At 46.4% G+C, this 23,176-nt stretch carries 19 protein-coding genes; 10 read left to right on the top strand and 9 right to left on the bottom strand.

The genetic code is table 11. The annotated features are described in order from the left end of the window. Positions 1–23: 23 nt before the first annotated feature. The 3 genes from ACQ5BJ_RS19445 to ACQ5BJ_RS19435 all read left to right on the top strand — a co-directional run bounded on the left by ACQ5BJ_RS19445 (position 24) and on the right by ACQ5BJ_RS19435 (position 2,576). A complete protein-coding gene (locus tag ACQ5BJ_RS19445) occupies positions 24–728 on the top strand; it encodes an HAD family hydrolase (protein WP_289356080.1) in 705 nt (234 codons plus the stop codon). A 140-nt stretch (positions 729–868) separates the two neighbouring features. Next, on the top strand, positions 869–1,420 hold the full coding sequence (locus tag ACQ5BJ_RS19440) for a delta-aminolevulinic acid dehydratase (protein ID WP_430112019.1): 552 nt from the start codon (positions 869–871) through the stop codon (positions 1,418–1,420). Between the two features lie 115 nt (positions 1,421–1,535). Further along, positions 1,536–2,576 carry a S66 family peptidase gene (locus tag ACQ5BJ_RS19435; protein ID WP_268621773.1) on the top strand — a complete coding sequence of 347 codons (1,041 nt, stop codon included), beginning with the start codon at positions 1,536–1,538 and terminating at the stop codon, positions 2,574–2,576. A gap of 117 nt (positions 2,577–2,693) precedes the next feature. On the opposite strand, the gene ACQ5BJ_RS19430 is transcribed toward ACQ5BJ_RS19435, so the two are convergent. From ACQ5BJ_RS19430 to ACQ5BJ_RS19410, 5 genes are read right to left on the bottom strand one after another with little or no spacing between them, the layout of a single operon-like run. Next, positions 2,694–3,854, bottom strand: a complete 1,161-nt coding sequence (locus ACQ5BJ_RS19430; protein ID WP_289356076.1) for a YheC/YheD family protein — start codon at positions 3,852–3,854, stop codon at positions 2,694–2,696. 24 nt (positions 3,855–3,878) lie between these two features. Continuing rightward, positions 3,879–4,988 (bottom strand): YheC/YheD family protein, encoded by a 1,110-nt coding sequence (locus ACQ5BJ_RS19425; protein ID WP_268621776.1) that lies wholly within the window; start codon positions 4,986–4,988, stop codon positions 3,879–3,881. After that, complete coding sequence (locus ACQ5BJ_RS19420; RefSeq protein WP_268621778.1) at positions 4,985–6,361, bottom strand: YheC/YheD family protein; 1,377 nt, start codon at positions 6,359–6,361, stop codon at positions 4,985–4,987. Before ACQ5BJ_RS19420 ends, ACQ5BJ_RS19425 begins: the two co-directional genes overlap by 4 nt. Continuing rightward, positions 6,358–7,518, bottom strand: a complete 1,161-nt coding sequence (locus tag ACQ5BJ_RS19415; RefSeq protein WP_289356074.1) for a YheC/YheD family protein — start codon at positions 7,516–7,518, stop codon at positions 6,358–6,360. Before ACQ5BJ_RS19415 ends, ACQ5BJ_RS19420 begins: the two co-directional genes overlap by 4 nt. A 13-nt stretch (positions 7,519–7,531) precedes the next feature. Next, entirely contained in the window at positions 7,532–8,899 is a 1,368-nt protein-coding gene (locus tag ACQ5BJ_RS19410; protein ID WP_268621783.1) for a YheC/YheD family protein, read from the bottom strand. A 152-nt stretch (positions 8,900–9,051) separates the two neighbouring features. On the opposite strand from ACQ5BJ_RS19410, the gene ACQ5BJ_RS19405 reads away from it, so the two are divergent. From ACQ5BJ_RS19405 to ACQ5BJ_RS19385, 5 genes are all read left to right on the top strand, one after another. Then, the gene (locus tag ACQ5BJ_RS19405) at positions 9,052–10,230 is read left to right on the top strand and encodes a DUF445 domain-containing protein (RefSeq protein ID WP_430112016.1); all 1,179 of its coding nucleotides are present in this window, start codon (positions 9,052–9,054) and stop codon (positions 10,228–10,230) included. Positions 10,231–10,309: 79 nt separating this feature from the next. Further along, positions 10,310–10,645 (top strand): YlbF family regulator, encoded by a 336-nt coding sequence (locus ACQ5BJ_RS19400; protein ID WP_005551702.1) that lies wholly within the window; start codon positions 10,310–10,312, stop codon positions 10,643–10,645. Positions 10,646–10,755: 110 nt separating this feature from the next. After that, positions 10,756–11,061, top strand: coding sequence for a hypothetical protein (locus tag ACQ5BJ_RS19395; RefSeq protein WP_005551700.1), 306 nt, complete (start codon positions 10,756–10,758; stop codon positions 11,059–11,061). 295 nt (positions 11,062–11,356) lie between these two features. Further along, a complete protein-coding gene (locus ACQ5BJ_RS19390) occupies positions 11,357–14,035 on the top strand; it encodes a YhgE/Pip family protein (RefSeq protein WP_430112014.1) in 2,679 nt (892 codons plus the stop codon). 154 nt (positions 14,036–14,189) lie between these two features. Next, positions 14,190–15,524 carry a DRTGG domain-containing protein gene (locus tag ACQ5BJ_RS19385; RefSeq protein ID WP_005551697.1) on the top strand — a complete coding sequence of 445 codons (1,335 nt, stop codon included), beginning with the start codon at positions 14,190–14,192 and terminating at the stop codon, positions 15,522–15,524. Between the two features lie 208 nt (positions 15,525–15,732). On the opposite strand, the gene ACQ5BJ_RS19380 is transcribed toward ACQ5BJ_RS19385, so the two are convergent. Beyond that, entirely contained in the window at positions 15,733–16,038 is a 306-nt protein-coding gene (locus ACQ5BJ_RS19380; RefSeq protein ID WP_005551696.1) for a YtpI family protein, read from the bottom strand. Positions 16,039–16,600: 562 nt separating this feature from the next. Between ACQ5BJ_RS19380 and ACQ5BJ_RS19375 the strand changes: the two genes are divergently transcribed. Beyond that, the gene (locus ACQ5BJ_RS19375; protein ID WP_430112012.1) at positions 16,601–16,855 is read left to right on the top strand and encodes a hypothetical protein; all 255 of its coding nucleotides are present in this window, start codon (positions 16,601–16,603) and stop codon (positions 16,853–16,855) included. Positions 16,856–17,061: 206 nt separating this feature from the next. Here the strand turns inward: ACQ5BJ_RS19375 and ACQ5BJ_RS19370 are convergent, their stop codons facing one another. The 3 genes from ACQ5BJ_RS19370 to ACQ5BJ_RS19360 all read right to left on the bottom strand — a co-directional run bounded on the left by ACQ5BJ_RS19370 (position 17,062) and on the right by ACQ5BJ_RS19360 (position 19,360). Next, positions 17,062–17,946 carry a transposase gene (locus ACQ5BJ_RS19370; protein WP_430112011.1) on the bottom strand — a complete coding sequence of 295 codons (885 nt, stop codon included), beginning with the start codon at positions 17,944–17,946 and terminating at the stop codon, positions 17,062–17,064. Positions 17,947–18,451: 505 nt separating this feature from the next. Next, positions 18,452–18,946: a hypothetical protein gene (locus ACQ5BJ_RS19365; protein WP_005551694.1), complete on the bottom strand. Its 495-nt coding sequence runs from the start codon at positions 18,944–18,946 to the stop codon at positions 18,452–18,454. A gap of 87 nt (positions 18,947–19,033) precedes the next feature. Continuing rightward, positions 19,034–19,360 carry a YtrH family sporulation protein gene (locus ACQ5BJ_RS19360; protein ID WP_005551693.1) on the bottom strand — a complete coding sequence of 109 codons (327 nt, stop codon included), beginning with the start codon at positions 19,358–19,360 and terminating at the stop codon, positions 19,034–19,036. A gap of 122 nt (positions 19,361–19,482) precedes the next feature. Between ACQ5BJ_RS19360 and ACQ5BJ_RS19355 the strand changes: the two genes are divergently transcribed. Next, positions 19,483–23,151 (top strand): DNA polymerase III subunit alpha, encoded by a 3,669-nt coding sequence (locus tag ACQ5BJ_RS19355; protein ID WP_430112009.1) that lies wholly within the window; start codon positions 19,483–19,485, stop codon positions 23,149–23,151. Positions 23,152–23,176: the final 25 nt, after the last annotated feature.

Below are 23,176 nucleotides of genomic sequence, written 5' to 3'. Positions count from 1 at the left end.
ACTATAGAATTGGAGGGAAAGGAATGACTACTTCTGATGTATCTCGTTCCACTGGCACGTTGAAGCGCCCGGAGGCGATGATTTTTGATATGGATGGTACGTTGTTCAAGACGGAGACGCTGTTGATTCCAGCGTATCATCGTACGTTTGATCAGCTTCGAAATGAGGGCTTATTCGAAGGGCCAACCCCGCCGGAGGAGCGCATATTAAGCTCTCTTGGCATGCTGCTTGCAGATATATGGAAGCGAGTAATGCCGGAGTCCAGCGAGGAAGCAAGACTGCGTGCGGATGATCTGCTGCTCGAATATGAACTGAAAGGCTTGCAGGAAGGGGAAACGGAACTGTATCCGCAGGTTAAGGAAACACTTGCCAATTTGCGCGAATCTGGTGTAAAGTTGTTTGTAGCCAGCAATGGATTGGAAGAATATGTGCAAGGTGTGTCCGATGCGCACGGATTGACTGAACTGTTCACGGAGCTGTATAGTGCCGGAGGGCGCCAGACTTCGACGAAGGTGGAGCTTGTAGAGCTTCTGTTGAAGGAACACGGCATTTCCTCGGCGTGGATGGTTGGTGATCGCTCTTCGGACGTGGAGGCCGGCAAAGAAAATGGACAAACGGTTATCGGTTGTCAGTATGCTGGTTTCGGTGCGGATGAGGAATTGAAGGGTTCGGACGTTCTGATCCATAACTTCGATGAGCTGCTGGATTTGTATGCTTCATCGCAATAATAACAATCTTGAAGGGAAGACAGTAATGAAGAAGTAACGTCGAATTGTATCGTGGTGGGCCAGGCCGCCTCCATTGCTTCTAGTAGTTGAGACAAATGCGTACGCGCGTAACTACTTAAACAATATGGAGGCTGATTCGAATGAGTAAACCTGAAATGAATGTTGCTATTGTGTGTGGACCGGATTGTGATATGGAGACGCAAGCGCTTCGAGCTACTTTGGAGTACTTTGGAGCTCGGGTGTTCATGTATTGGGTGGGAAGACCAAACGATTTTACTGACGTTCTGTCTGGCAAGGATTTGTTCCCCGACACCGATCTTGTCATCTTAAATTTCCATGGCGACGAGGGACGCTTCGTGATGCCTGAGATTGGAGACGATGTGTATGATGACGGGGAGCCGCGCGGCGATTTCGGCAGCGAGGAAGTTCGGAAATTCGCCAAGCTCGATGGCCGGACAGTAATCGCCAACGGCTGTGATCTGGGCCATAAGGAAATGGCCGAGGCATTCTTGGACAGTGGCTGCCAAACGTATATTGCACCTAACGATTATCCATACGGGAACAGTACGTTAATGTTTGTTACCCGTTTCTGTTATGAGCTGATCCAGAACCAACGAAGCATTCAGCAGGCTTATGATCTCGCTCGTGCCGCTGACGAGGATACATTGATGTATCAACTGTATACGAAGTAAGGAAAGCCGACACCGCAAATCAATGCGGTGTCGGTTTTTTTTATGTATGGAAAATATAGGATTGACCCCTAGTTGCATCAGGAATAAAATTAATGGAAATTTAGGAGGTATTTATATGCTTAAGCCAAAGCGACTGCAACGTGGCTCTAAAATTGCAATCATTTCCCCTTCGAGCGGCCTTCCTTACTTATTTCCGGATACCTATGAGCTTGGTCTGCGCAATTTACGTGAACTGTTCGGTCTTGAAATTATAGAAATGCCGACTGCTAGAATGGAGCCGACGGAGCTGTATCGCCACCCTGAGCTGCGCGCGCAGGATATGAATGAAGCCTTTGCTGATCCGAGCATTGACGGCATTATTTGTTCCATTGGAGGATATGAATCGATTCGGATCTTGCCCTTTTTGGATATTGAACGGATCAAGAATAATCCGAAAATGATCATGGGCTTTTCGGATGCGACAACCTTTTTATCTTATTTGAATCAGCTTGGCATGATCACTTTTTATGGTCCTTCGATATTGGCAGGAATCGCGCAGCTGAAGCATTTGCCCGATGCGTACACCGCTCATCTGGATGCACTATTGTTTTCAAATGATTATCCATATGCCTATGCGCCATACATGAAATGGACGAATGGATATCAGGATTGGGGCAACCTTGATACGCTAGGTCAATGCCAGGAGTTCATCTCGAATGAGAAGGGATGGATCTTTCTGCAAGGGGAAGCCGTCCAACAAGGGGATTTATGGGGCGGATGTATTGAGGTGTTGGAGTTTATGAAGTCGACTCCATATTGGCCGGAAGCTTCGTTCTGGGCGAATAAAATTCTCTTTTTTGAAACCTCAGAAGAGAAGCCGTCGCCAATGCAAGTTGGCTACATGCTGCGCAATTACGGGATGCAGGGTGTATACGCGAAGGCAAAGGGGCTGATTTTTGGCCGGGCGAAGGACTACAGTGAGGAAGAGACGCGGCGGCTGTATGATCTTATTGTCGACATCGTCAAAGGGGAGTTCGGCGCCGGGGAATTGCCGATTGTGGTCAATTTTGACTTCGGTCATACAGATCCGAAGCTTATACTGCCGCTCGGTGGTCAAGTTGAGCTTCGACCAAGTACGAATGAAGTTGTGTTACTTGAAAGTCCATTTAAGGACTAACTGTAAAAGGAAGCACCACCGTGTCCGCATTGCGAGGATTACGGTGGTGTCTTGCAGAACTTGAATCGATAAGCTGTTTACCGTCGTCACGATTGCGGTCTAGGCACTTGAATCTATTTACTCTGAAGTTGAAGGATCGGTTTCTTCTACGATTGATATTGTCACATCCCCATGACGTTTGCCTTTTTGGCGATGCAGCCAGGCTGCGTATTCAATTGGCCGGGAGATAGCGGCCCGATACGTCTCCCGATCTCCAATCCGACTGAATACTTCCCGTGCAGGTTTTGGGTTCACCTCAAGCAGCCATATGTGGCCCTTGCGATCAATGGCGAGATCCAGCGCCAATTCACATAGAGCGCCATATTTTTCTTCAAGATATTGAGCAATTTCAAGGCTGATTCTTTCTGCTTCTTCCTTCACTTCGGTAATGCGCTGCTCGTCACCAATCCATTTTTTAAGCAGCTCATCCATACGTACGGCTTTCCCGCCTCCGTGGAGATTCGAAGTGATGCTCCGATTGGCCCCCACTCTACCCGCACAGCCGGTCACTTCCCACTTCCCGTTACCGTTCTTCTGCACGAGCATGCGATAATCGTGTACGCGCCCATTCGACAGCTTCAAGGATATCCCTTGCTGCACCAAGTAACGATCCACGGCTCTCCATGCAGCCAGCTTCGTGGCCAGTTGGTTAAGGGTCAGTTTCTGTGGCTGTATAATTCGCCGTTGATGATCGCGGCCTTGAACGAATACGGTGGAGGGACTGCTCAGCGAACGTTCAATACGCAGGATGCCCCTTCCTCCAGTCCCGTTGATAGGTTTCAGGTAAATTAGGGAGTTTGTGCGCAGCATGCTTTGCAAGTCTTGAATTGAACGGTATAAGCGAGTGTTGGGGAGGTGTGGCTTAATGGAAGCTACCCCTGACAAGACTTGATGGATCGTCCACTTGTTGCGTAAAGGGCGATTCAAGAACAGAAGATGTTTGTATTTGTTGCGAAAGCGGCAAAGCTGCTTAAAGCGATAGCTATTTTGGATGCGGCACCTGTCGAATATCATGTGGGGAAATCGAGTCCATTTTCGAGTCCAGCGTCCTGTCTCTGGATTGTAGCACATCGCGTTGATGCGGCGCTGCTGTTCATCAACATCCTGTGGAGTGAACACATATACCTCGAGTCCCACTTTTTTGCCAGCTGCAATCATCTTCTGATACACGGGCCGTTCTTCGAGATGACGCCGTTCATTCAAATACAATGTCAATATACCTAGTGTAGGTTGACTCAAGCGTACTCACCTTCTTCCTGTCCATCATCCGCTCTGCTTTGCAAGATATTGGCAGTATTGAAATATGCGCTCAAGCGAACGATGCCGAATATGAGGCTCATCGAACTTCATTGGCTTTGCGTTTGCCTCGAAGAACCAGATGCTGCCGCTTGCATCGACACCTAAGTCCATTGACATCTCGCCATGTAAATGACCTGAGGCGCGCTCAATCTGCCTTGCAATAATAAGTGCAGCATGTCTGGCTCGAGTCATGATGCGCTTGGACTGTCCAGTACCGAACACGGAAATAAGGAGCTTTTCTGGATCGTCTATGCTTCCGCCGCGCGGTACATGTGTCGTAATACTAGATGAACCGGCGACACGCGCGCCAACGCCTGTAATTTCCCAATGTCCCCGTCCATTTTTCTGAATAAGGACTCGAAGATCGAAGGGACGTCGATTGCTGGCGGCTAGTGGAATGCCTTGTTGCACGATATAGTCATGCATTCCTGCCTGCTTCTGTATCCGACTCCACAGCTTCGTAATCGTTGCACACTTGTAGGATAGACTTTTCTTTTTATCCTGAATCTTAAGGCGGTATTTCAGTGCTTTGGTATGGTTCACGCGGAGGGTCATAATGCCGGCACCCGCCTTGCCGGATTCCGGCTTCAGGAACAAATATGGATGCTTATGCAACATTTTTCCTAACGTACTGGATGTTTTTAGCCGCTTCGTTGATGGAATATACTTTTTCGTGATCTTGGATTTTTTCAACCATTCAAATAAATTCCATTTATTGAAAAAATAAGGGTTAAATATGCGTATAGTTGGATGGGCGAGCACTTCCTTGATTTTGCTGCTCACTGCAGGCAGACTTTCATCTTCCCGAAGAGGAATGCGATTGTAAATGACATGCGGAAGCGGGAACCACTCCTGCTTCCACATATTGTTGTCGTTAATCGTATATCCGATGACCCGCTTGGCATTAAGCTTCAAGTCTTTTACGGTAAGGAGATAGACGATAAATCCCATGCCTCTTCCAGTTTGAATGATGTCGGCAAAATTATCGCGATTGCCGCGGAAATGCTCTTTGGCATCATCCATTGTTAATATGGCGACGACCGGCGTAGGTGTTGCTTTCTCTTTGCCGCTCACACGATCTCCCCCCTGCGGAATTTACTTAGGTACAGGCAGTGATCCAATATGTGTTCAATCGATGCTTGCCCTTCATTCTTAAGGGAAGGGTGCTTAAAAATGGAGCGTCCAGGTTTGGCGTTTGCTTCGAACATCCAGACATGCTCGTCACGATCAATGCCGATATCGAATCCGAGCTCTCCCAGCAAATGTGGATGATTGCGTTCAATGGCTTCTGCCAAAATAATGGCAATCTTTTTCGCCTTCTCAAGGACTTCGTCTGAGCGGTTCCCGAAGGCGCGTTGAAGTGCCTGCGAAGGGGTCATCAGTTTGCCGCCATTTTTAACATGTGTGGTTACACTGCCCTTGCCTGCCTTTTTGGCACCGATGCCGACAACCGCCCATTTATCGTCTCCGTTCTTATGCATATGGAAACGGAAATCAATCGGACATCCGTCAATTTCAATTAAGCGAACACCTTGCTGAATCACATAATTGCGAAGGTTGCGGCCATGTCTTGCTTCCAGCATGCGCATCAGGCTGGCAAAGGTTCGAAAGCGGAGCAGTACGTTTTTTCCATTTGTTGTATAGCGTGCAAAATACCCTTTCTTAGGCAGGTAGGTAAGTCGATAAATGCCGATTCCAAGGCTGCCACCGGATGGCTTATAATAGGCAAATTGATGACGTTCCAGCATCGAGCGTATTGTATCGGTTGAGGGATTCATAACGGATTCCGGGACATATCGATTCGCTTCTATTTCATCCTTCAGCAAGGCATACACATCTGATTTATTGAAGAAGCTCCAATTGAAAAAAGGTATCTTCTTACGGGTAAAGCGTTCCCGAATCATATTGTAAGAGCCAGAGGTTTCGGCTCGCCTGCTTGGCAAGCGGTTGTATACGACGTCGGGGAGCGGGACGGTTCGCCTTACCCAGCCTCCAGAAGGACCTAGGAAGTAGCCAAGCACGGTTTCGTTTTGCCAATTGATATCGCGTGGGGCAAAAGCGAACACATAAGCTTTTTTATTGCCTGTTCGCAATATTTGTCTAATGAATCCTGTTCGGTTACCGAATGGAGCCACAGGAGATCTTGAAGCTCCGTCTGACATAATGCCTATAAGGGGGCCGAGCTGCAGATCACCCTCTGTTTCACTAAACAAAAGCACGGATCCTGACTTAGGGACGCGAATTGAAGAACGCAATCCAGCTGTAACGTAGAGATGCTTGCCGGGCCTACGGATCGGTTTGACCAATGCTGGAGTGACTGATTTGCCGAGTCTAAGCCTTACCGATCGTTTGCCTGTAAGCTTAAGTTCTTTCAATAGCGAGTTAGAGACATATAAAAATTTACCGGAATTTGGCGTCAAATGGACGTTGCATACCGTCAAACTCATGAACTGACCCTCCTAAGGTACCGAACCAACATGTGGCGTGCGTACAAAATCGGATTTTCCACTGATTTTAAAGCGGCTTCGTGCTCACCCGTTTGTCTGAAGACAGATCTGCCAGGTTTGGAGTTGACTTCAAGCAGCCAGAGGCGAGCATCGAGGTCGATACCGAAGTCGAGGCCAATCTCGCTTATTCGCCCATACTGAGCCTCCAGAAGCGGTGGAATGTACTTGCTATATTGACGTAGCTGTTTGATAAGCCGCTGTCCGTGATTCGGTTCAAATTGGCTTGCCAAGAACGGAATGACCGGGACGGCTCGACCGCCCCCGTGCAGGTTCGAAGTGACGCTGTTAGGCTGGCCTATTCGTGCAGCCATACCCGTGAAATCCCAGCGCCCATTTTCGTCTTTTTGCATGAGAACGCGTATGTCGAACGGCTCTCCCTCTTGGGTGGCCAATGATAAATAGGGTTGAATGATAAACTTTCGATTGCCTACAAACCGTTCAATCCAGGCGAATCCCTCTTGAGGATAAGGGAAAAGATGATGGATCGCCTCGTTGTTGTCATCTCGTCCTCGCAGTTCCAGCGGAGAGGATATGAGTTTCGAACCTGTCTCCTCCTCGCTGTTGCGGTGGAGGTGAATATGGAGTGTAGATTTCCCGTGAGTTCCACCATGCGGCTTCAGAAATAGTCCTTCTTGAAAACGACTCAACTGATCAACGAGGTTGGCGACGCCTGTGAACAGCCGAGTAGGGGGCAGTATGGGAGATAGGTAGGAGTCATTATGCAAGGAACGATAGATCTCCCATTTGCCTCGTAAGCCGACACCTAGCAGCCTTACATTTGCTTGCTCCATCATGCGAGCTATCGCTGCCCGTGTTTTTCTGTATTGGCGGTTATCGGTGTAGGTGCACCTGTCGTAAGCGAGCGCAGGCAGGGGGAGATTTTGGCGTTCCCACCCCGATTTGGTATATACAAATGCATGTACGGTATGGTTATTCCAATGGATCCATAGCGGGGAGAACACCATAACATGAATGCCGTGCTTGCGTCCGGCTATGGATAATCTGCGGCAATACGCTGCCTCCGTGAATGGCAGCACGCCTTTCGCTTCGCATTGCAGAACGCCAAGTGTCGGATATGAAGCTTCTGAAGCGTTCATTGCTGCCACCTCCTTAGATTCCGGTCAGAAAGCGAGCGTAGTCAACGATTTTACGTACAGACGGACGGATCTTGTTATCGCTTAATGGGGTGTTGTCGTTTTTGGATGGCTTAGAATTGACTTCAAGCAACCATACTTTACCAGAATTATCAACAGCGAGATCAATCCCTAGCTCGCCGAAATGAGCGGGGATGTGTGTATCTATTCCTTGGGCGATGTCAAGTGCTGCCCGCTTTAGCCGCGCACTTACATCGCTTTTCACCGAAGTAGGCAAATTGGAACGATGAATCGCTTCCCTTACGGTGCTAAGCGAACCGCCGCGTGCCAGATTAGATACAAAGTGTTGATTACTTGCGATGCGTGCGACGATGGAGGTGATGGTCCATTTTCCAGATGCATTTTTCTGTACGAGTGCGCGGAAATCGACGGGTCGCTTGCTATGATCAATAAGGGTCAGACCCTGTTGAATTTGATAGCGATTCGACTTGATCTTGCCGGATAGGCTGGAATATATCTTTACCAAACTGCTGAATTGCTGGCGCTTTGTTCCGTTCAAGGTGGTATACAAGGCTTGATAGCTGTGGTCTGGCATGCGGGTAATGCGAATTATTCCTTTCCCGAGGCTGCCGCGAGCTGGTTTTAAGAATACCGTTGAGTAACGGCTGCACATGTTTTTTAAGGTAGAGTAGCTGCGGAGTGAATAAGATTCTGGTAAATATTTTGCAAACTCGGGGTGAGGCCGTAACGCCTCGAACACTTCTGTTTTATCCAGAAATTTTTCGTTAAAGACGACAGACTGATAACGTGATTTTACTTCTTTCATAAAATGCTGTACGCTAGGTTTGTTCTCCAGCTTGCGGGATGTCAATCGGTTGTTAATAATGTCTGGAATTGGCATCGTTACTCGCTGCCAGCTGCCATTGCTATGAACCCACGCTCTTACGTTGTGGAGATCTTGAATATGATCGGGTGTGAAGAAGCACACCCACGCCCCTTGTAGCTGGCATGCATCGACCAACTCTTTGCAAAAGGATGTTATTGACCCGAATGGCTTATCAGGCATACTAGGATGATCGCGGCTTATTAATACACCAATTAGCGGTCCAAGGCTCAGGGTTTGGTTAGACGTTTTGTAGGCGGCACGCAATGACAGGCCGTTAATAAGTCCCATCTTCCGTGCAAGAGAATGACTCATTCTCAGCCCATCGAAGCGGGTGGCGGATATTACTGTTATGCGCTGCCTAAAGGAACCGAACTTTACCGTCAACGGCTGATTGACAGGAACCTTCCACAGCTTGGCGTAGGCCTCTCCCAACACGAGCACATCGTCTTGCAAGATGCTGGAACTGATCAACTGGAGCGTCGCTTTTGATTTAGACATGGAGGTTCTCCTTCCAACAACAACTTGCAGTCATTCATACGATTCCATCTGCATGGGTCGATACAGATAGAACGTATACGTTAATTCATCATATGAGGACATATTTCCCTTGGTGATTGACCTAGAGAAGGAAAAAACAGGAGGGGATGAGTATGCCGGTTTGGCTATTTATTAGTTTTAGTGTTGCCGTCGCAGCAATCGTAGGCGGGGTAACGAACCATTTTGCGATTAAAATGCTCTTTCATCCACGGAATGCTATATATATTGGACGCTGGCGAGTTCCATTCACGCCAGGGTTGATTCCGAAAAGGAAGGATGATATTGCGGCTTCCTTTGGCGAGGTCGTATCCGAATACTTGGTGACAAGTGACGGTCTTCGTACGATGTTGAATCGTCCAGAAGCCCGCGAGAATGCCGTTCAAGCGGTGCTTCGGATGACACGTAATTGGTCTGAAGACAGCAGAACGGTAAAAGAGTGGGCAGCACAATTGTTCCCGGACAAGGAGTGGGATGAGATTCGGGATTATTCTGCGAGTCGATTGAATGAATGGACGAGCAATGGGGTTAAGAAGTGGCTGGAGAGGAAAGGCTGGGATGAGCGGCCTCTTGTGGAATGGTTGCCGGCAGGCTGGGAGCAATCTTCTGCAAAATGGGCGGATAAAGCAGCTGCTGCGATGCTGTCTTCATTCGAGAAGGAGTTAACATCGTTTCAGGGACAGCTGCTCATGACGAAGCTGGCTAAGGAGGTTATTGATCGCGCTTCCGGATTTTTTGGCGCGATGGCAGCGATATTCGTGGATGAGGATAAGCTGGTAACGAAAATGACGCCTATTCTTGTTGAGCAGCTGCGTTCTCCGAAGGTCCGTGCAGCTGTTGCAAGTTTCATGTTGACCAAACTTAATGAATGGCTTCAAGAAACGCCTTCCCAACTCGTACGCTCTTGGGCAGAGCTTCCAGAAGAGGCGAATTCGCTTGATTATATCGTAGGTCATGCTGCTGAATTCATTCAGTGGCCTAAGCAAATTGAGCGCCTCGGTGCAGTTCAACCAGGCCAATTAGTCGGAAAATATGAATCCGTATGGAAGGAATATGTCCCCAGTGTGGTGAAGGCTGCCTTTGGCTTGCTTGATCGTAATCTGGATTCTATCGTGCGGGCAGCACATCTAGAGGATGTCGTGCGTTCACAAGTGGAACAGTTCCCAATTGAACGTCTGGAGACGATTATTTTAAGCGTGTCAGGCAAGGAATTCCGGGCCATTACATGGTTAGGGGCGCTGCTTGGTGGTATTATCGGGTTAGTGCAGTCCTTTGTTTTATTAGCTGTCGGATAAACGCCATATTTGGACGAGGACAGCAGTGAGGAACTATGTTATGCTGAAGATTGTATTTTTTTGCGGGAGGTAATGGATGATGAGCGTATATGACAAAGCGCACGACTTGGCTCGTGCATTGCAGGCTTCTGAGGAGGCCAAGGCAGTAGAAGAGGCAATGAAGGCAGTGGAAGCGAATCCTGAAGGCAAGCAGATGCTGGATGATTTCCGCGCGCGCCAAATGGAATTGCAGCAAAAGATGATGACGGGTGAAATGCCAGAGCAGGATGAAATGGAAAAAATGGAAAAGTTATTCCAAGTGATTAGCATGAATACTGATATCGCTAAGCTTTTCGATGCAGAACGTCGACTTGCTGTCGTCATTCAAGATGTGAACAAGATCGTCTCCGAATCGCTTGGACACCTTTATCAATAGGACAAGAAAGAAGTCATGGGATTCATATAACCGGCATACGCTCTAGTATAGGACAAGATTAGAGATGGTCTACCGAATGGCGGCTCATCTCAAGTAAGGAGCGTAACGGAATGAAAACGGAACAAAATAAGGCAACTGCGAAACCACGGAACAACTGGAAACACGTAATATCCATCATACTTGTTGTAGCTATGCTGATTTATGTACTGCCTACGTTGAACTTTAAGGAGGGCTGGACGCCTTCCTCTACGTTTGGAGTAGTATGGATTGCGTTTGCCTTGCTGATCGTGGCTGCTCATCTGCATCGCTTGCTGCGTGTGGACGAGGAAATGGAGCAGCGTCTGCGGGAAATCAAGCGCGAGAAGTATAATCGCCTTGAGGCGCGTTTGAAAGGTCAGCCTGCCAGATTGAAATAATCGTACTTGCTTGGGAATAGGGCCCTCCACTAGGAGAGGCTCTATTTTTTATGTTCTGAAATCCAGTGGACACACATAATTGTGTCAAGATAGGGTTGCTTTTAATCGGTTGTTTGACTGTTTCTAAAGGCGGAACAGACGTGTTTCATTGGTAGGTTGTTTTCTTGTATAGTAGGTTGGATTGGTGTAATAATTGGAAATTGAAATACTCAAAATGGTGGGTTATAATACTCGCATCTGTCAGATGAGAACCATATTAATAATTTGGTCAGTCGGTCAATAAGGAGGTGACAGCGTGAAAAGTATTCGTTTTTTTTGGTCGGAATTCGTCGCGAATATCCGAACCAAAGAGGTGCTTGTACCTGTTCTGGGTCTGCTTATCATCCCGCTGCTGTACTGCGGTGTATATTTGGTTGCGAATTGGGATCCGTATAGCAATGTCAAGCATCTGCCTGTCGCTGTCGTCAATGAAGATCGACCGGTGATGTACGAAGGAAAGGAGATTGCGATTGGTCGGGAATTGATCGAGAAGCTTCATGATAATGACAAGGTTGCCTTTCATTTCGTAAGCAGGCAGGAAGGGGAACGGGGGTTGAGTGAGAACAAGTTCTACTTGATGATTCGCATACCAGAACAAATGTCTCATAATGCAACGACGATCCTTGATCCACATCCGCAACCGATGAATCTGATTTATACAGAGAACAGCAGCTATAATTTTATTTCTGGTCAAATTGCAGATAAAGTTGTACAGAATATAAAGGCTGAATTGTCGCAAAAGGTTACGGAAACCTATGTAGAGCAAATGTTCAACGCACTTGACAAAGTAGCGGATGGGCTATATGCGGCAAGTGAAGGTGCAAATCAAATCGAGCAGGGGCTAGGCAAGCTTGGGGAAGGTATTGAGAAGTTCAGAGATGAACTGAATGCTAAGGTGGATTCCAAAACTTCGCAGGCTGGAACATTGGTCGAACGCGCTCTGGAAGATAACAAAGAAAAGCTTGATAAGATGATTCATAAAGAGATCGATGCAGCGATCCGTAACAACAAGCCGAAGATGATGGATAAGATTCATCGGGAAATTGATGCACAATCGGATAAATACTACGATATTGTACACGATTCGCTACATACCAAAATTGATGAACTCATACGTTCGAAATCGATGCCGGCGAAGGAAAAAGTGCATCAACAAATCGACGAGCAGGCTGAGCAGTATGGCGAGCAAATTCGAGAGAACATGCATCGGGAAATTGATCAGGCTTACGATGCAAATTTAAACAAGGTGCTCGGAAAGATAAGCACTGAGCTAAATGATTCGCTTACGGAGATGGAGCCTGCAGCCCGTGCCAAGATGCATACTATCATCGACAATGAATACAGCAAGCTGGACAGTACCATTCGTTCCTCTATTCACCGGTATATCAATGAGAAGGTTGATGCTATTTTTGACGGTGCAATTCAGCGGGGCAAGGATGAAATGAACAAGATCCAAGAGGATCTGAAAATGCTTGAAGAGAAGCTCAAGCCATTTGAAGATCAAATCCCGCCTAACATGAAAGCACCTTGGGATGAGCTCAAGAAAAAGCTTGTGGATGTGCGAACGAAGGTGGAGAACCGGCTGAACGGTGAACAATTGTTGGCGTTGAAGGAGAAGGTGAAGCAGGATCTTACCGAGCTTGCAGATCGAGAGCTAAACAAGGTAGGGAGCTCGCTCGTTAAGAAGCTGCACGAGGCAGCAGATCAGAAGTTTAGTGAGGTCTTTCCTCAAATTCGTGCATTGGCCAATCGTATGGTGCTGACGAAGGCGAATGAGCTGGCTCCTCAACTGCGGGATAAGGCGCATGAGCTAGCGGACAATATGTACCAGCAGAAATCGAAGCAGCTTGTGGATAAGCTGCATACACTGGTCGACGAAAAGTGGAAGCAATACGAGCCAAAAGTTGTGAACGGCATTCATCACAAAGTAAATGAGGAGCTAAACCGCTTGGCTCCGGAAATTACGAAGAAGCTGCATACGGCGGCAGATGACAAAGTAAATTCGCTAGAGCCAATGGCACGCGACATGCTGCATAATTTGGCTGATATGAAGCTGGATGAGGCAGGGGGGCATATACAGAAGATCATGTTCCAGAAGATGAGCGATATGCTGAATCAAGTGGATAAGGCGAAGGCCTCCATCAACAATGGATTTGCAATGCTTTTGGATGGTCAACAGCGATTGATGAACGGCGGGGCTGAATTGCGCGACAAGCTTCGAGAGGGAGCGCAAAAGGCGACTCAAAACCCTACCGACAAAACGTACGAGATGATATCATCGCCGGTTGGCAGCGACAAGCTGCAGAATCATGATGTGACTACCTATGGAGTCGGAATGGCGCCTTATTTCCTGTCGCTTGGCTTCTTTGTGGGTGCGCTTATGTTCTCTATGGTTTATCCGTTGAAAGAAACAAGCGCGAGACCACCGTCCGGAATGGCGTGGATGGTCAGTAAATTTGGTTTCATGACCGTCGAGAGCATGCTACAAGTGATTATTTGCGGTACAGTCGTTCTGACGGTCATTAAGCTGCCTGTAACGAATCTTCCAATGTTCTTTCTAGTATGCTTGACGACCAGCTTGACCTTCTTTGCTCTGATTCAATTTTTCATAACGACATTTGGCAATGTAGGCCGGTTTATTATTATCATCCTGCTTGTCCTACAGTTGTCATCAACGGCTGGTACTTTCCCGATTGAATTGACGCCGCCATTTTTCCAAATGCTTCACCCATGGCTGCCGATGACCTACACGATCCGGGCCTTCCGCGGTGTAATCTCATTAGGAGATATGAGCTATGTTTGGATGAATGTTGGATTCCTATCGGTATATATTGCATTGGCGCTGACAGCGAGCAGCGTATCGTTCCAATTATTCTATCGCAAGCTGGTGAAAAAAGAAAAAACAGCCGTCGCATCTAATGTAGCTTCAGGATGACATTTGATAGCTGCTCCTTCCTCTGCTCATATAGAAACATCACAAGTTGGTATTTGCAAAGTCAAATGCCAACTTGTTTTTTTTTGCAGTTTATTATAAATATATGGTAAACTAAGCACAGAATACAACAGTTCGGAATATAGGGGTGTAACAGATGGATGGCCATGATGCGACGCTAACAAAGCATGAACAATTGCTTCAGCATATTGAGAGCTTGAAGCCAGGGACTAAAATATCGGTTCGTAAGCTGGCAAAGGAAATGGGAGTTAGTGAGGGAACCGCCTATCGTGCCGTGAAGGAAGCGGAGAGCATCGGGATTGTCGTTACGAAAGAGCGGATCGGCACAGTTCGGGTAGAGAAGAAGCCGCGCAATATGTCCGAGCAGCTTACGTTTGGCGAAGTTGTTGATATATTAGGCGGGCATGTACTTGGCGGTAGCCGCGGTTTAATGAAGACGCTGAACAAGTATGTAATCGGAGCGATGAAGCTGGATGCTATGGCTCGTTATATTGACGCTGGGAGCCTGCTTATCGTCGGGAACCGTGAGGATGCCCATCGACTTGCGCTTCAACATGGTGCAGGTGTACTTATTACGGGGGGATTCGGGACAAGCCGAGAGGTGAAGCTTCTTGCAGATGCGCTGGATTTGCCAATCATCTCATCGAAGTACGATACCTTTACGGTTGGTTCTATGATTAACCGTGCGTTGTTCGACCGATTAATTAAGAAGAAAATCATGATTGTAGAGGATATTGTCACCGCAAAAGACAAAATGTTCGTTCTGCGACCATCCAGCACAGTAGATGACTTCCAGCGACTGCGTGAAGAAACAAACCACACGCGGTTCCCAGTAGTAGATGAATGGTATCGGGTAATTGGAATGATCACATACAAGGATGTGCTGGGAGCTGAATCGGGTACGAGCATCGATAAGCTCTATACGAGGAGCCCGATAACGGCAACGCTTCAGACAACACTAGCTTCGGCTGCCCATACTATGGTATGGGAGGGGGTCGAATTACTTCCGATCGTTGATCGCAATCGCAAGCTGATCGCAGTAGTAACAAGACGACAGGTGCTGCAGGCGATGCGTGATGCCCGCAAGGAGCCGCAGCTTGGGGAAACCTTTGATGACCTCATTTGGCATGGGTTTGAAGAAGAGCGAGATGATAAGGGACAGCTTTATTTCCGTGGCGTTATCACACCGCAGATGGTGAATGGATTCGGCTCTGTATCAGAGGGGATTTTATCCACAATTATGACGCAGGGCGCTTTGAGGGCAGTAAAGGACGTTCGCAGCTACGACCACGTTATGGAAAATATGACGACCTATTTCGTTCGCCCTCTTCAAATTGAGGATATCGTTACCATGCACCCAGAATTTATCGAAATGAGCCGCAAATTTTGCAAGCTGGAGATGTCTATTCGCCACGGCGAACACCTCGTAGCCAAAGCCATGATGACTGCGCAGTCGATTGATCACGACTAACCGCCTGACCAATATTATGAAGTTATAAAAATAGCTTCATACAAACTTCAAGAAGGCGGGAAGCGTGTGTCGTCGTGAGAGATTAACATATTAACCATAACCTATAGCGGGTTTTGATAAAATCTAATGAAATTGATAAAAAAGGGATCGCTTTTCTACCGTTACGCGGTGGAGAAGTTGCAATCCCTTTTTGTTGTTGATGTAGTGATTATTTTTTACCTGCTGAATAAATGGCTTGATAATGACTGTGGTTCCGTATTCCTGCGAATAAATTGAACAGTCCGATTACGAGCAATACAGCCCCTACAATAACTCTTACGGTCGATGCTGTGAACATGAAAATTTGAATTGATGCGATAAACAACAACATAAATCCCATACAAATATTCATTTTAGCCGCATACAAGCCACGAAGTGCCGTAGCCTGCTCACGTCTTGAACGAAAGCTGAAATACACAGACAATCCTGATGTCATACAAATCAAGATAATCAGCACCCATTGGATAGTTTCCATCGATTAAGCAACTCTCCTTCTACGACAATAGGGAAACAAAACAACACTAAAGCTCCTTTATATTACCATATTCAAAGGGACAGTCCTACAAGATTTAACAATCCAATATAGGAAAAGACCTATTAGCTTAGTGCCATTACTCGAAGATTGCTATTCAAAGATTGCTGCTCAAACATCGCTACTCAAACATCGCTACAAAATCATCGTTATTCAAATATCGTTGCTCAAATGTCATTACCCAACCCAAGTGTCTTCAGACTTATTGTTGTTTTGCAAAAACAGCCTCTTTCAATCACCCCAATTTCTAGGTTCTTTTTTGCCCTTTTCACCACTATCCCATTGGGTCAGTTATCGTTTCGTAATCAAATTTAAAAGCAAGACAAAGCATTAACGGTTAAAGGCCTTGTTGTTGACGCGAGCAGAAGGATAAATGAGTCATAAATAACATCGAAGAATGGACATAAGAAAAGCACAGCGAAATTTAGTGTTTCGCATGCTTAGAACATCTAAATATAAAAACGTGTAGTAAATGCTGCAATAGCCTTTATAAATCTGTACAGCAATGTCTGAAAACGTAAAAGTAATAGCAGTAAAAGGCGCTACAAAAGCAGTAAGCAGTAAAGAAAGAAGAAAGGCAGTAAAAGCAGTAAAAGCAGTAAAAGCAGTAAAAGCAGTAAAAGCAGTAAAAGAAAGAAGTAAAAGAAGTAAGGCTGTTAAAACAGTAAATGCTGCAAAGACTGCAAAGACTGCAAAGACTGAAAAGACTGTAAAACATATAAAATCCTATAAAAAATGTAGCAGCAACCAAGTAGAGTGAACGAATCGGGAGACAAAATGTGTATTAATAAACTATGAGCTGGGTATAAAATGGTCAAGGGTTTGGTGAAAACAAATTAAAACAAATTAAAACAAATTAAAGCATACCAAAAGATACAAGTAAATAATAGATATGAGTCTAGTCGAATATTTGATAGGAAAGGGTGTAGAATTCGAGCATTGGTTACCCTTCGTAATGAACCTGATTTAAGCACAACGTTTCAGCTTGGGGATTGATATTGAACTCGATGTGAAAAGAGGCCTACAGAATTGGCAGAACAACTCCGAAGCAGATTTATACATATACGAAATATTATAACGAAAACAATACTCGTCCAAATATAGCTGTAGATATTTTGAGCCAATTCCGTGAAACGTTTCATTCAGCCAACGCCAAACTTGTTTAGACGATTGATACAAACGATCCTTTCGTTTAATTCTATAAAAATATCGATTAATAGTAGGTTCCATAGAAGAAGCAGCAACATGTGTATTAATAAATGCTTGGTGTTCAACATAGGAGAGTATTTTGTGATCTGGTCGAGCAAGACTAGTCATTTTCATTTTAAGTGCACTTGTGGAATCATTTGGGGTGACGGAATGCGCAACAATTACAGGGTGCTGTCGCTCTTTGAATGGACTGATCGGATGATATCCGTAAAAAGCCAGCAGGCCTCGTACATCACCGTGTAAAGGGCGAGCATTATCCGCACGGTTAATAGCGGTTCGTATTTTATGCAGCATTGACCAGGCTGTTTTATACGTAACTTGGATGATCGCGCTGAGCTGCACGGCGTTCAGGCTGCAATGAGGACGCGAAAGGTGCCATAATGCAGTAAACCATTTCTGCAGGGGTGTTCGACTACCTTCCATAACGGTACCAACGGTTAAGGAAGCCTGATAATGACAAGCCCGGCATTCATATAAAGGAAGCCTGCGTGTTGAAATGGTACATGCTTGTTGGTGCTGGCAGCGCGGACATACAAAGCCTTTTGGCCATTTCAATGTATATAAAAAAGAAGTGCAGGCGTCTTCATTATGCAATAACTTCTTGAGATGAGAGCACGAAGGATCTATAAGGTTTGTTCTCATAGCGATTCTCCTAAGATATAGACAAAAATGATGCATGAGATGATGATTATTTTAATTAGGTGAAATGAATTTTTGATCTATGTATATTGATAATATTTAGAGAGATTATATATGGGAACTAATGTTCCTGTATTGATTATATGGAATATATGTTCTTATTTCAATAGTTGAAATATAAATTTTAAGATTAAATCAGTGTACTTGATCGGTAGTAATGAAATGTACATGAGTAATTTTAGGGAAAAGCGCATTTGGGCACTGAGTCGAAGGGATAGTGGAGCAATATTGTTAGAAACACATACGGGGAGAATGGTTGTTAATGAAATATGCAAGTAAAGATATAAAGTAGGGAGTGAAAAGACAAATAATAGTTACACGTAAAGATGACGCACAAATAGAAACGACATGAACGAAATATGGAATGAAATTTCGAAAAAATTTGAAAATGTTTGGGTTTAGAAGAGGTGCATATGTATAAGGTTGTTGGCTGTAGAATTTTTTACAATTATGGTGATGTTGGAATGTAGGGATGGACGTCAATCCAGACGTGGAGCACACCTTCTGTGACGAGCATTGTTCTCAATTGAACTGCATAGTCTTTGTCATTGATGTCAGGATATATTTTGCGGGATAGCAGCCCTTCAACGAGTTTGCTGTATTCGTCAATTTGGAATACATTCCGGCCCTTTAGTACGGTTAGTTCTTTTAGTAATCGGCGACGAAGCTCCATTTCGTCAGCTTGTGGGATATTTACTCCGTTCTGCTGCTTGTAAATGTGCAGGTCGATGCTTTTAATAATGGTTTTCCGATTTTTGTAGCGAAGCAAATCCTCCGTTTCTGCTTTGTAATGTGCAAGACGATCGCGCAGGTCGATGTTCATCATCATGACTTCATTGAATTGGTGCAAGTAGACTGCGTGATAAACGCCGGCACCTATAACGCTGCCGACTATGATCAGTGAAAGATTACTAAGCCACAATGGAGTTTTGCGTTGGCGCATCGTCTGTGTTCTCCTTCCTTGTGTTCTCCGCATGTAACCAACCGTTCGAAAGGCTCAGAACAGTTGTAGCATAACGTTTACGAAAAGTTATAGACGGCTGCGGCATATCCAGTGGATGAGCTCTGTGCTGAAGTGAGCCCCCAGAAATGATACGAAGATATACAAGAGCTGCTTGAATACGGGATTCAAGTTACCCATCCAAAAGTTGCTTTCAATGACACGAATCGGATCGATTGTACCGCCAACAGCAGCGACAACTGCCCATATTTTGAGGTGTTCTGCAATATGGCGCATCGTATCCGCAGGAGGTTGAAGAGCGATTACGGATCCGATACCTGCTAATATGGCACCTCCGAGCACAATGCCGAAGGCGATAAAGAAGTCGAGCAGCGCTTTGGAAAGAAAAGAACCCATTGTTTAGCCCCTTTTCACATAGAATAACCCTTTGTACATGTATAGGACTTGCTGGCGGAATTATGATACAATAAGAAACGAAAATATGTTCGCATGATGTATCAGAGTAGGGAGTGAATGGTATGGAGCAGTTCGTGCATCTGCACGTGCATAGTGAATACAGCTTGCTCGACGGAGCAGCGCGTATTGAAGCGCTTGCTGCACGGGCAGCCGCATGCGGGATGAAGGCGTTAGCTCTCACAGATCATGGGGTGATGTACGGGATCATTCCTTTTTATAAAGCATGTAAGTCTCATGGCATTAAGCCAATTATTGGCGTGGAAGCGTATGTGACGACAGGAGGGCTTCATGAGAAGGTATCGCGCAAGGAACAGCCAATCTATCATTTGATATTGTTGGCGAAGAATGAGCAGGGATACCGGAATCTAATGAAGATTTGCTCCGTTGGCCATTTGGAAGGGTTCCACTATAAACCTCGTGTCGATATGGATACGCTTCGTAAGTATGCGGATGGGATTATTGCGCTTAGCGCCTGTCTTGGTGGCGAGGTGTCGCAGCATGTGCTTCATGGCAATGAAGAGGCTGCACGCAAAGCAGTTGAACGATATAAGGATATTTTTCATGATGGATTTTATATTGAGTTGCAGGATCACGGCCTTCCGGATCAAAAGAAGGTTAACATTGGCCTTATAGCATTAAGTGAGCAGACAGGAGTACCGCTTGTGGCAACGAACGATGTCCATTATTTACAGCGGGAAGATGCAGCGATGCAAGATGTCCTCATTTGCATTGGTACAGGGAAAACCGTTGACGATGAGGGTCGGATGCGTATGCATACGGATCAGATGTATTTTAAGTCTCAGGATGAAATGAGGGCATTGTACCGTCATGTTCCGGAAGCAATTACGAATACGGCTCGGATTGCGGATGAATGTAATGTGATACTTGATTTCGGCGGGCATGTGCTTCCTGCCTATCATCCGCTCCCCGAAGGCATGAATGCGGGACAGTATGTACGTCAGTTGTGCGAAGAAGGATTGGAGAGCAGGTATGGGTCGCTGCCGGAATGGCAGGATGAAGCCTTTCAACGCGAGGCGAAGGAGAGACTTGCTTATGAGCTGAATACCATTGAGAATATGGGTTTCTCTGATTACTTCTTAATTGTATGGGATTTCATTCGCTTTGCACATGAAAAAGGTATTATGACAGGCCCTGGACGGGGATCATCAGCCGGCAGTCTTGTAGCATACTGTTTGCGGATTACGAATGTTGATCCGCTCAAGTATCATTTATTGTTTGAGCGTTTTTTGAATCCGGAGCGGATTACGATGCCGGATATTGATATCGACTTTAATGATGAGCGCCGTGATGAGGTCATTGCCTACGTTGCGAATAAGTATGGCCCCGATCGGGTGGCGCAGATTATTACGTTCGGTACGATGGCTGCACGAGCGGCAGTGCGAGATGTTGGCAGGGCTCTGAATGTGCCCTATAACGAAACGGATCGGGTAGCTAAGCTCATACCGAACCAACTGGGAGTGACACTTGAGAAGGCATTGCGGACGAGCAATGAACTAAGCAACTGGAGAGAGCGGGAAGCACGCATTCGCGAGCTTATCGATATGGCGTCGAAAGTAGAAGGAATGCCGCGGCATGCTTCAACCCATGCAGCAGGGGTTGTAATCAGTGAAGAGCCGCTGACTCATTATGTTCCCTTGCAGGCAGGGACCGAGAATATTGCGCTCACGCAGTACTCTATGGAGAATTTGGAATCGATCGGCCTACTGAAAATGGATTTTCTTGGTCTGCGGACATTGTCGATTATTGAACGGACACTAGAATGGGTGAACCATCGAACAGAGAAGCCACTGGATCTAGGAACGATCGACGATACAGATAAAAAGACTTATGAACTGTTGTGCCGGGGAGATACAACGGGATTGTTCCAGCTGGAGTCAGCTGGTGTTCGTCGTGTACTGCGGGAATTGAAGCCGTCTGTCTTTGAAGATATCGTGTCTGTGCTTGCCCTGTACCGTCCAGGTCCAATGGAGTTCATACCAAACTATATTCAAAGTAAGCATGGGTTAAAGGCTGTCGAATATCCGCACCCTGATTTAAAACCGATTTTGCAAGACACGTATGGCATCATTGTTTATCAAGAGCAGATTATGCATATTGCCTCCAGAATGGCGGGATTCTCGCTTGGAGAAGCAGACCTGTTACGGCGTGCGGTATCGAAGAAGAAGCGGGAGGTGCTTGATCAAGAGCGCCGTCACTTCGTAGAAGGCAGCTTGAAGCAGGGCTATACAGAAGAAGAAGCTAATCGGGTCTATGATATGATTGTTCGCTTCGCTGATTATGGATTCCCGCGGGCGCACGCTGCTGCTTATGGTGTGCTTGCTTTCCAAACTGCTTACTTGAAGGCTCATTATCCGACAGAATTTATGGCCTCTATGCTGACAGCGAACATGGGCAGCCATCGGAAGATAGCAGAATACATTGAGGATTGTCGAAGATTGGGTATTGTCGTGTCGCCTCCAGATGTAAATGAAAGCTATGTACGCTTTACGCCTGTTGATGGCGCGATTCGTTTCGGCCTTGGCGCCATTAAGAATGTTGGTACGCTTGCCATCGAAAGTATATTGAAACAGCGAAAGGAGAAGCCGTTTGCGGATTTGCTCGATTTCTGTCAGCGGGTAGACCTTCGAGTATGCAATCGGAGAGTCATTGAATCGCTTATCCAAGCAGGGGCGTTCGATTCATTGCCAGGTCATCGTGCTCAATTGCTGGCTATGCTGGACGAGGCATTGGAAGCTGCTGCAAAATGGCGCAAAGAAAGGGATGATCTCCAAATCCAATTATTCGGCTTCGTTGAAGTGAACAATTGGACGATCGATTATCCAAATATTCCGCCATTCGCCATGACAGAGCAGCTCGAACTGGAGCGAGAATTGTTGGGATTGTATTTATCCGGTCACCCGTTGGATGACCATGCGGAGTTACTGGCATCTTCGGAAACGGATCGGCTAGTTGATTTGCACGAAGTGCCGGACGATAGTGAATGCACAGTTGCCGGAATGGTTATATCGCTTCGTTCGATTATGACGAAGAAAGGAAAGCCGATGGCATTTATTGAAATTGAAGATCGGATAGAACGGGCTGAAGTGGTGCTATTCCCAGAGGTATGGCGTCGAGCGGAGTCTTTAATCGAGAAGGGGGCGTTGATCGCCATACGGGCGAAAGTTCAGCACCAGGATGAAGGTTATAAGCTGCTTGCTGACGAGGTCGTACCGCTCGAATCACGCGCAATTGCTGCGCTTACGAAGCGTGCTGCACATCGTAAGCGCGCGCCAGAGAATCAGGGGGGCCATATGCGTCAGCGCGCAGCTATCGACAATAAACGTGGAGCCGGGGCGGCTATTGATACGAATCTCCACGCAGGCGTCGTGTCGGATGGTTCTGGGTCATCCGCTGTGCATGTGCGAAACGAGGCTCCAGTTGGGGTAAATGAAGGAAGGGCGGATGCTGTACCTGCCTCCAGATCGAGTTCGCGCCTCCCGCACCAGCAGCGTGTATATATCAAGATTACAGCTGATCATGAGCGCCCTGATTTACTACAGCAATTGAAGCAGCTCTTGAAATCACAGCCAGGCCCATTGCCGACTGTGCTGTTCTATGAGCGCGATCAGCAATTGCTGGCGCTTAGCGAAGCCTATGCGCTGAAGCCCTCGCCTGAACTGTTCAAGAAGATTGAATCCATGTTCGGAGCTGGAACGGTACGCGTGAAATGAAAATAGTCGTGGCTAGATCCTCTCT

This window comes from Paenibacillus sp. B1-35, from assembly GCF_050474385.1.
Taxonomy (GTDB): domain Bacteria; phylum Bacillota; class Bacilli; order Paenibacillales; family Paenibacillaceae; genus Paenibacillus_B; species Paenibacillus_B alvei.
Note: the sequence above shows the minus strand (reverse complement) of the source record. Positions and strands in the feature narration are given on the sequence as shown.

What these genes read in the sequence shown, in the direction of transcription:
- ACQ5BJ_RS19445 (WP_289356080.1), top strand. Translation starts at nt 24, where the DNA reads ATGACTACTTCTGATGTATCTCGTTCCACTGGCACGTTGAAGCGCCCG.
- ACQ5BJ_RS19440 (WP_430112019.1), top strand. Translation starts at nt 869, where the DNA reads ATGAGTAAACCTGAAATGAATGTTGCTATTGTGTGTGGACCGGATTGT.
- ACQ5BJ_RS19435 (WP_268621773.1), top strand. Translation starts at nt 1,536, where the DNA reads ATGCTTAAGCCAAAGCGACTGCAACGTGGCTCTAAAATTGCAATCATT.
- ACQ5BJ_RS19420 (WP_268621778.1), bottom strand. Translation starts at nt 6,361, where the DNA reads ATGAGTTTGACGGTATGCAACGTCCATTTGACGCCAAATTCCGGTAAA.
- ACQ5BJ_RS19415 (WP_289356074.1), bottom strand. Translation starts at nt 7,518, where the DNA reads ATGAACGCTTCAGAAGCTTCATATCCGACACTTGGCGTTCTGCAATGC.
- ACQ5BJ_RS19410 (WP_268621783.1), bottom strand. Translation starts at nt 8,899, where the DNA reads ATGTCTAAATCAAAAGCGACGCTCCAGTTGATCAGTTCCAGCATCTTG.
- ACQ5BJ_RS19405 (WP_430112016.1), top strand. Translation starts at nt 9,052, where the DNA reads ATGCCGGTTTGGCTATTTATTAGTTTTAGTGTTGCCGTCGCAGCAATC.
- ACQ5BJ_RS19400 (WP_005551702.1), top strand. Translation starts at nt 10,310, where the DNA reads ATGAGCGTATATGACAAAGCGCACGACTTGGCTCGTGCATTGCAGGCT.
- ACQ5BJ_RS19395 (WP_005551700.1), top strand. Translation starts at nt 10,756, where the DNA reads ATGAAAACGGAACAAAATAAGGCAACTGCGAAACCACGGAACAACTGG.
- ACQ5BJ_RS19385 (WP_005551697.1), top strand. Translation starts at nt 14,190, where the DNA reads ATGGATGGCCATGATGCGACGCTAACAAAGCATGAACAATTGCTTCAG.
- ACQ5BJ_RS19380 (WP_005551696.1), bottom strand. Translation starts at nt 16,038, where the DNA reads ATGGAAACTATCCAATGGGTGCTGATTATCTTGATTTGTATGACATCA.
- ACQ5BJ_RS19375 (WP_430112012.1), top strand. Translation starts at nt 16,601, where the DNA reads ATGTCTGAAAACGTAAAAGTAATAGCAGTAAAAGGCGCTACAAAAGCA.
- ACQ5BJ_RS19370 (WP_430112011.1), bottom strand. Translation starts at nt 17,946, where the DNA reads ATGAGAACAAACCTTATAGATCCTTCGTGCTCTCATCTCAAGAAGTTA.
- ACQ5BJ_RS19365 (WP_005551694.1), bottom strand. Translation starts at nt 18,946, where the DNA reads ATGCGCCAACGCAAAACTCCATTGTGGCTTAGTAATCTTTCACTGATC.
- ACQ5BJ_RS19360 (WP_005551693.1), bottom strand. Translation starts at nt 19,360, where the DNA reads ATGGGTTCTTTTCTTTCCAAAGCGCTGCTCGACTTCTTTATCGCCTTC.
- ACQ5BJ_RS19355 (WP_430112009.1), top strand. Translation starts at nt 19,483, where the DNA reads ATGGAGCAGTTCGTGCATCTGCACGTGCATAGTGAATACAGCTTGCTC.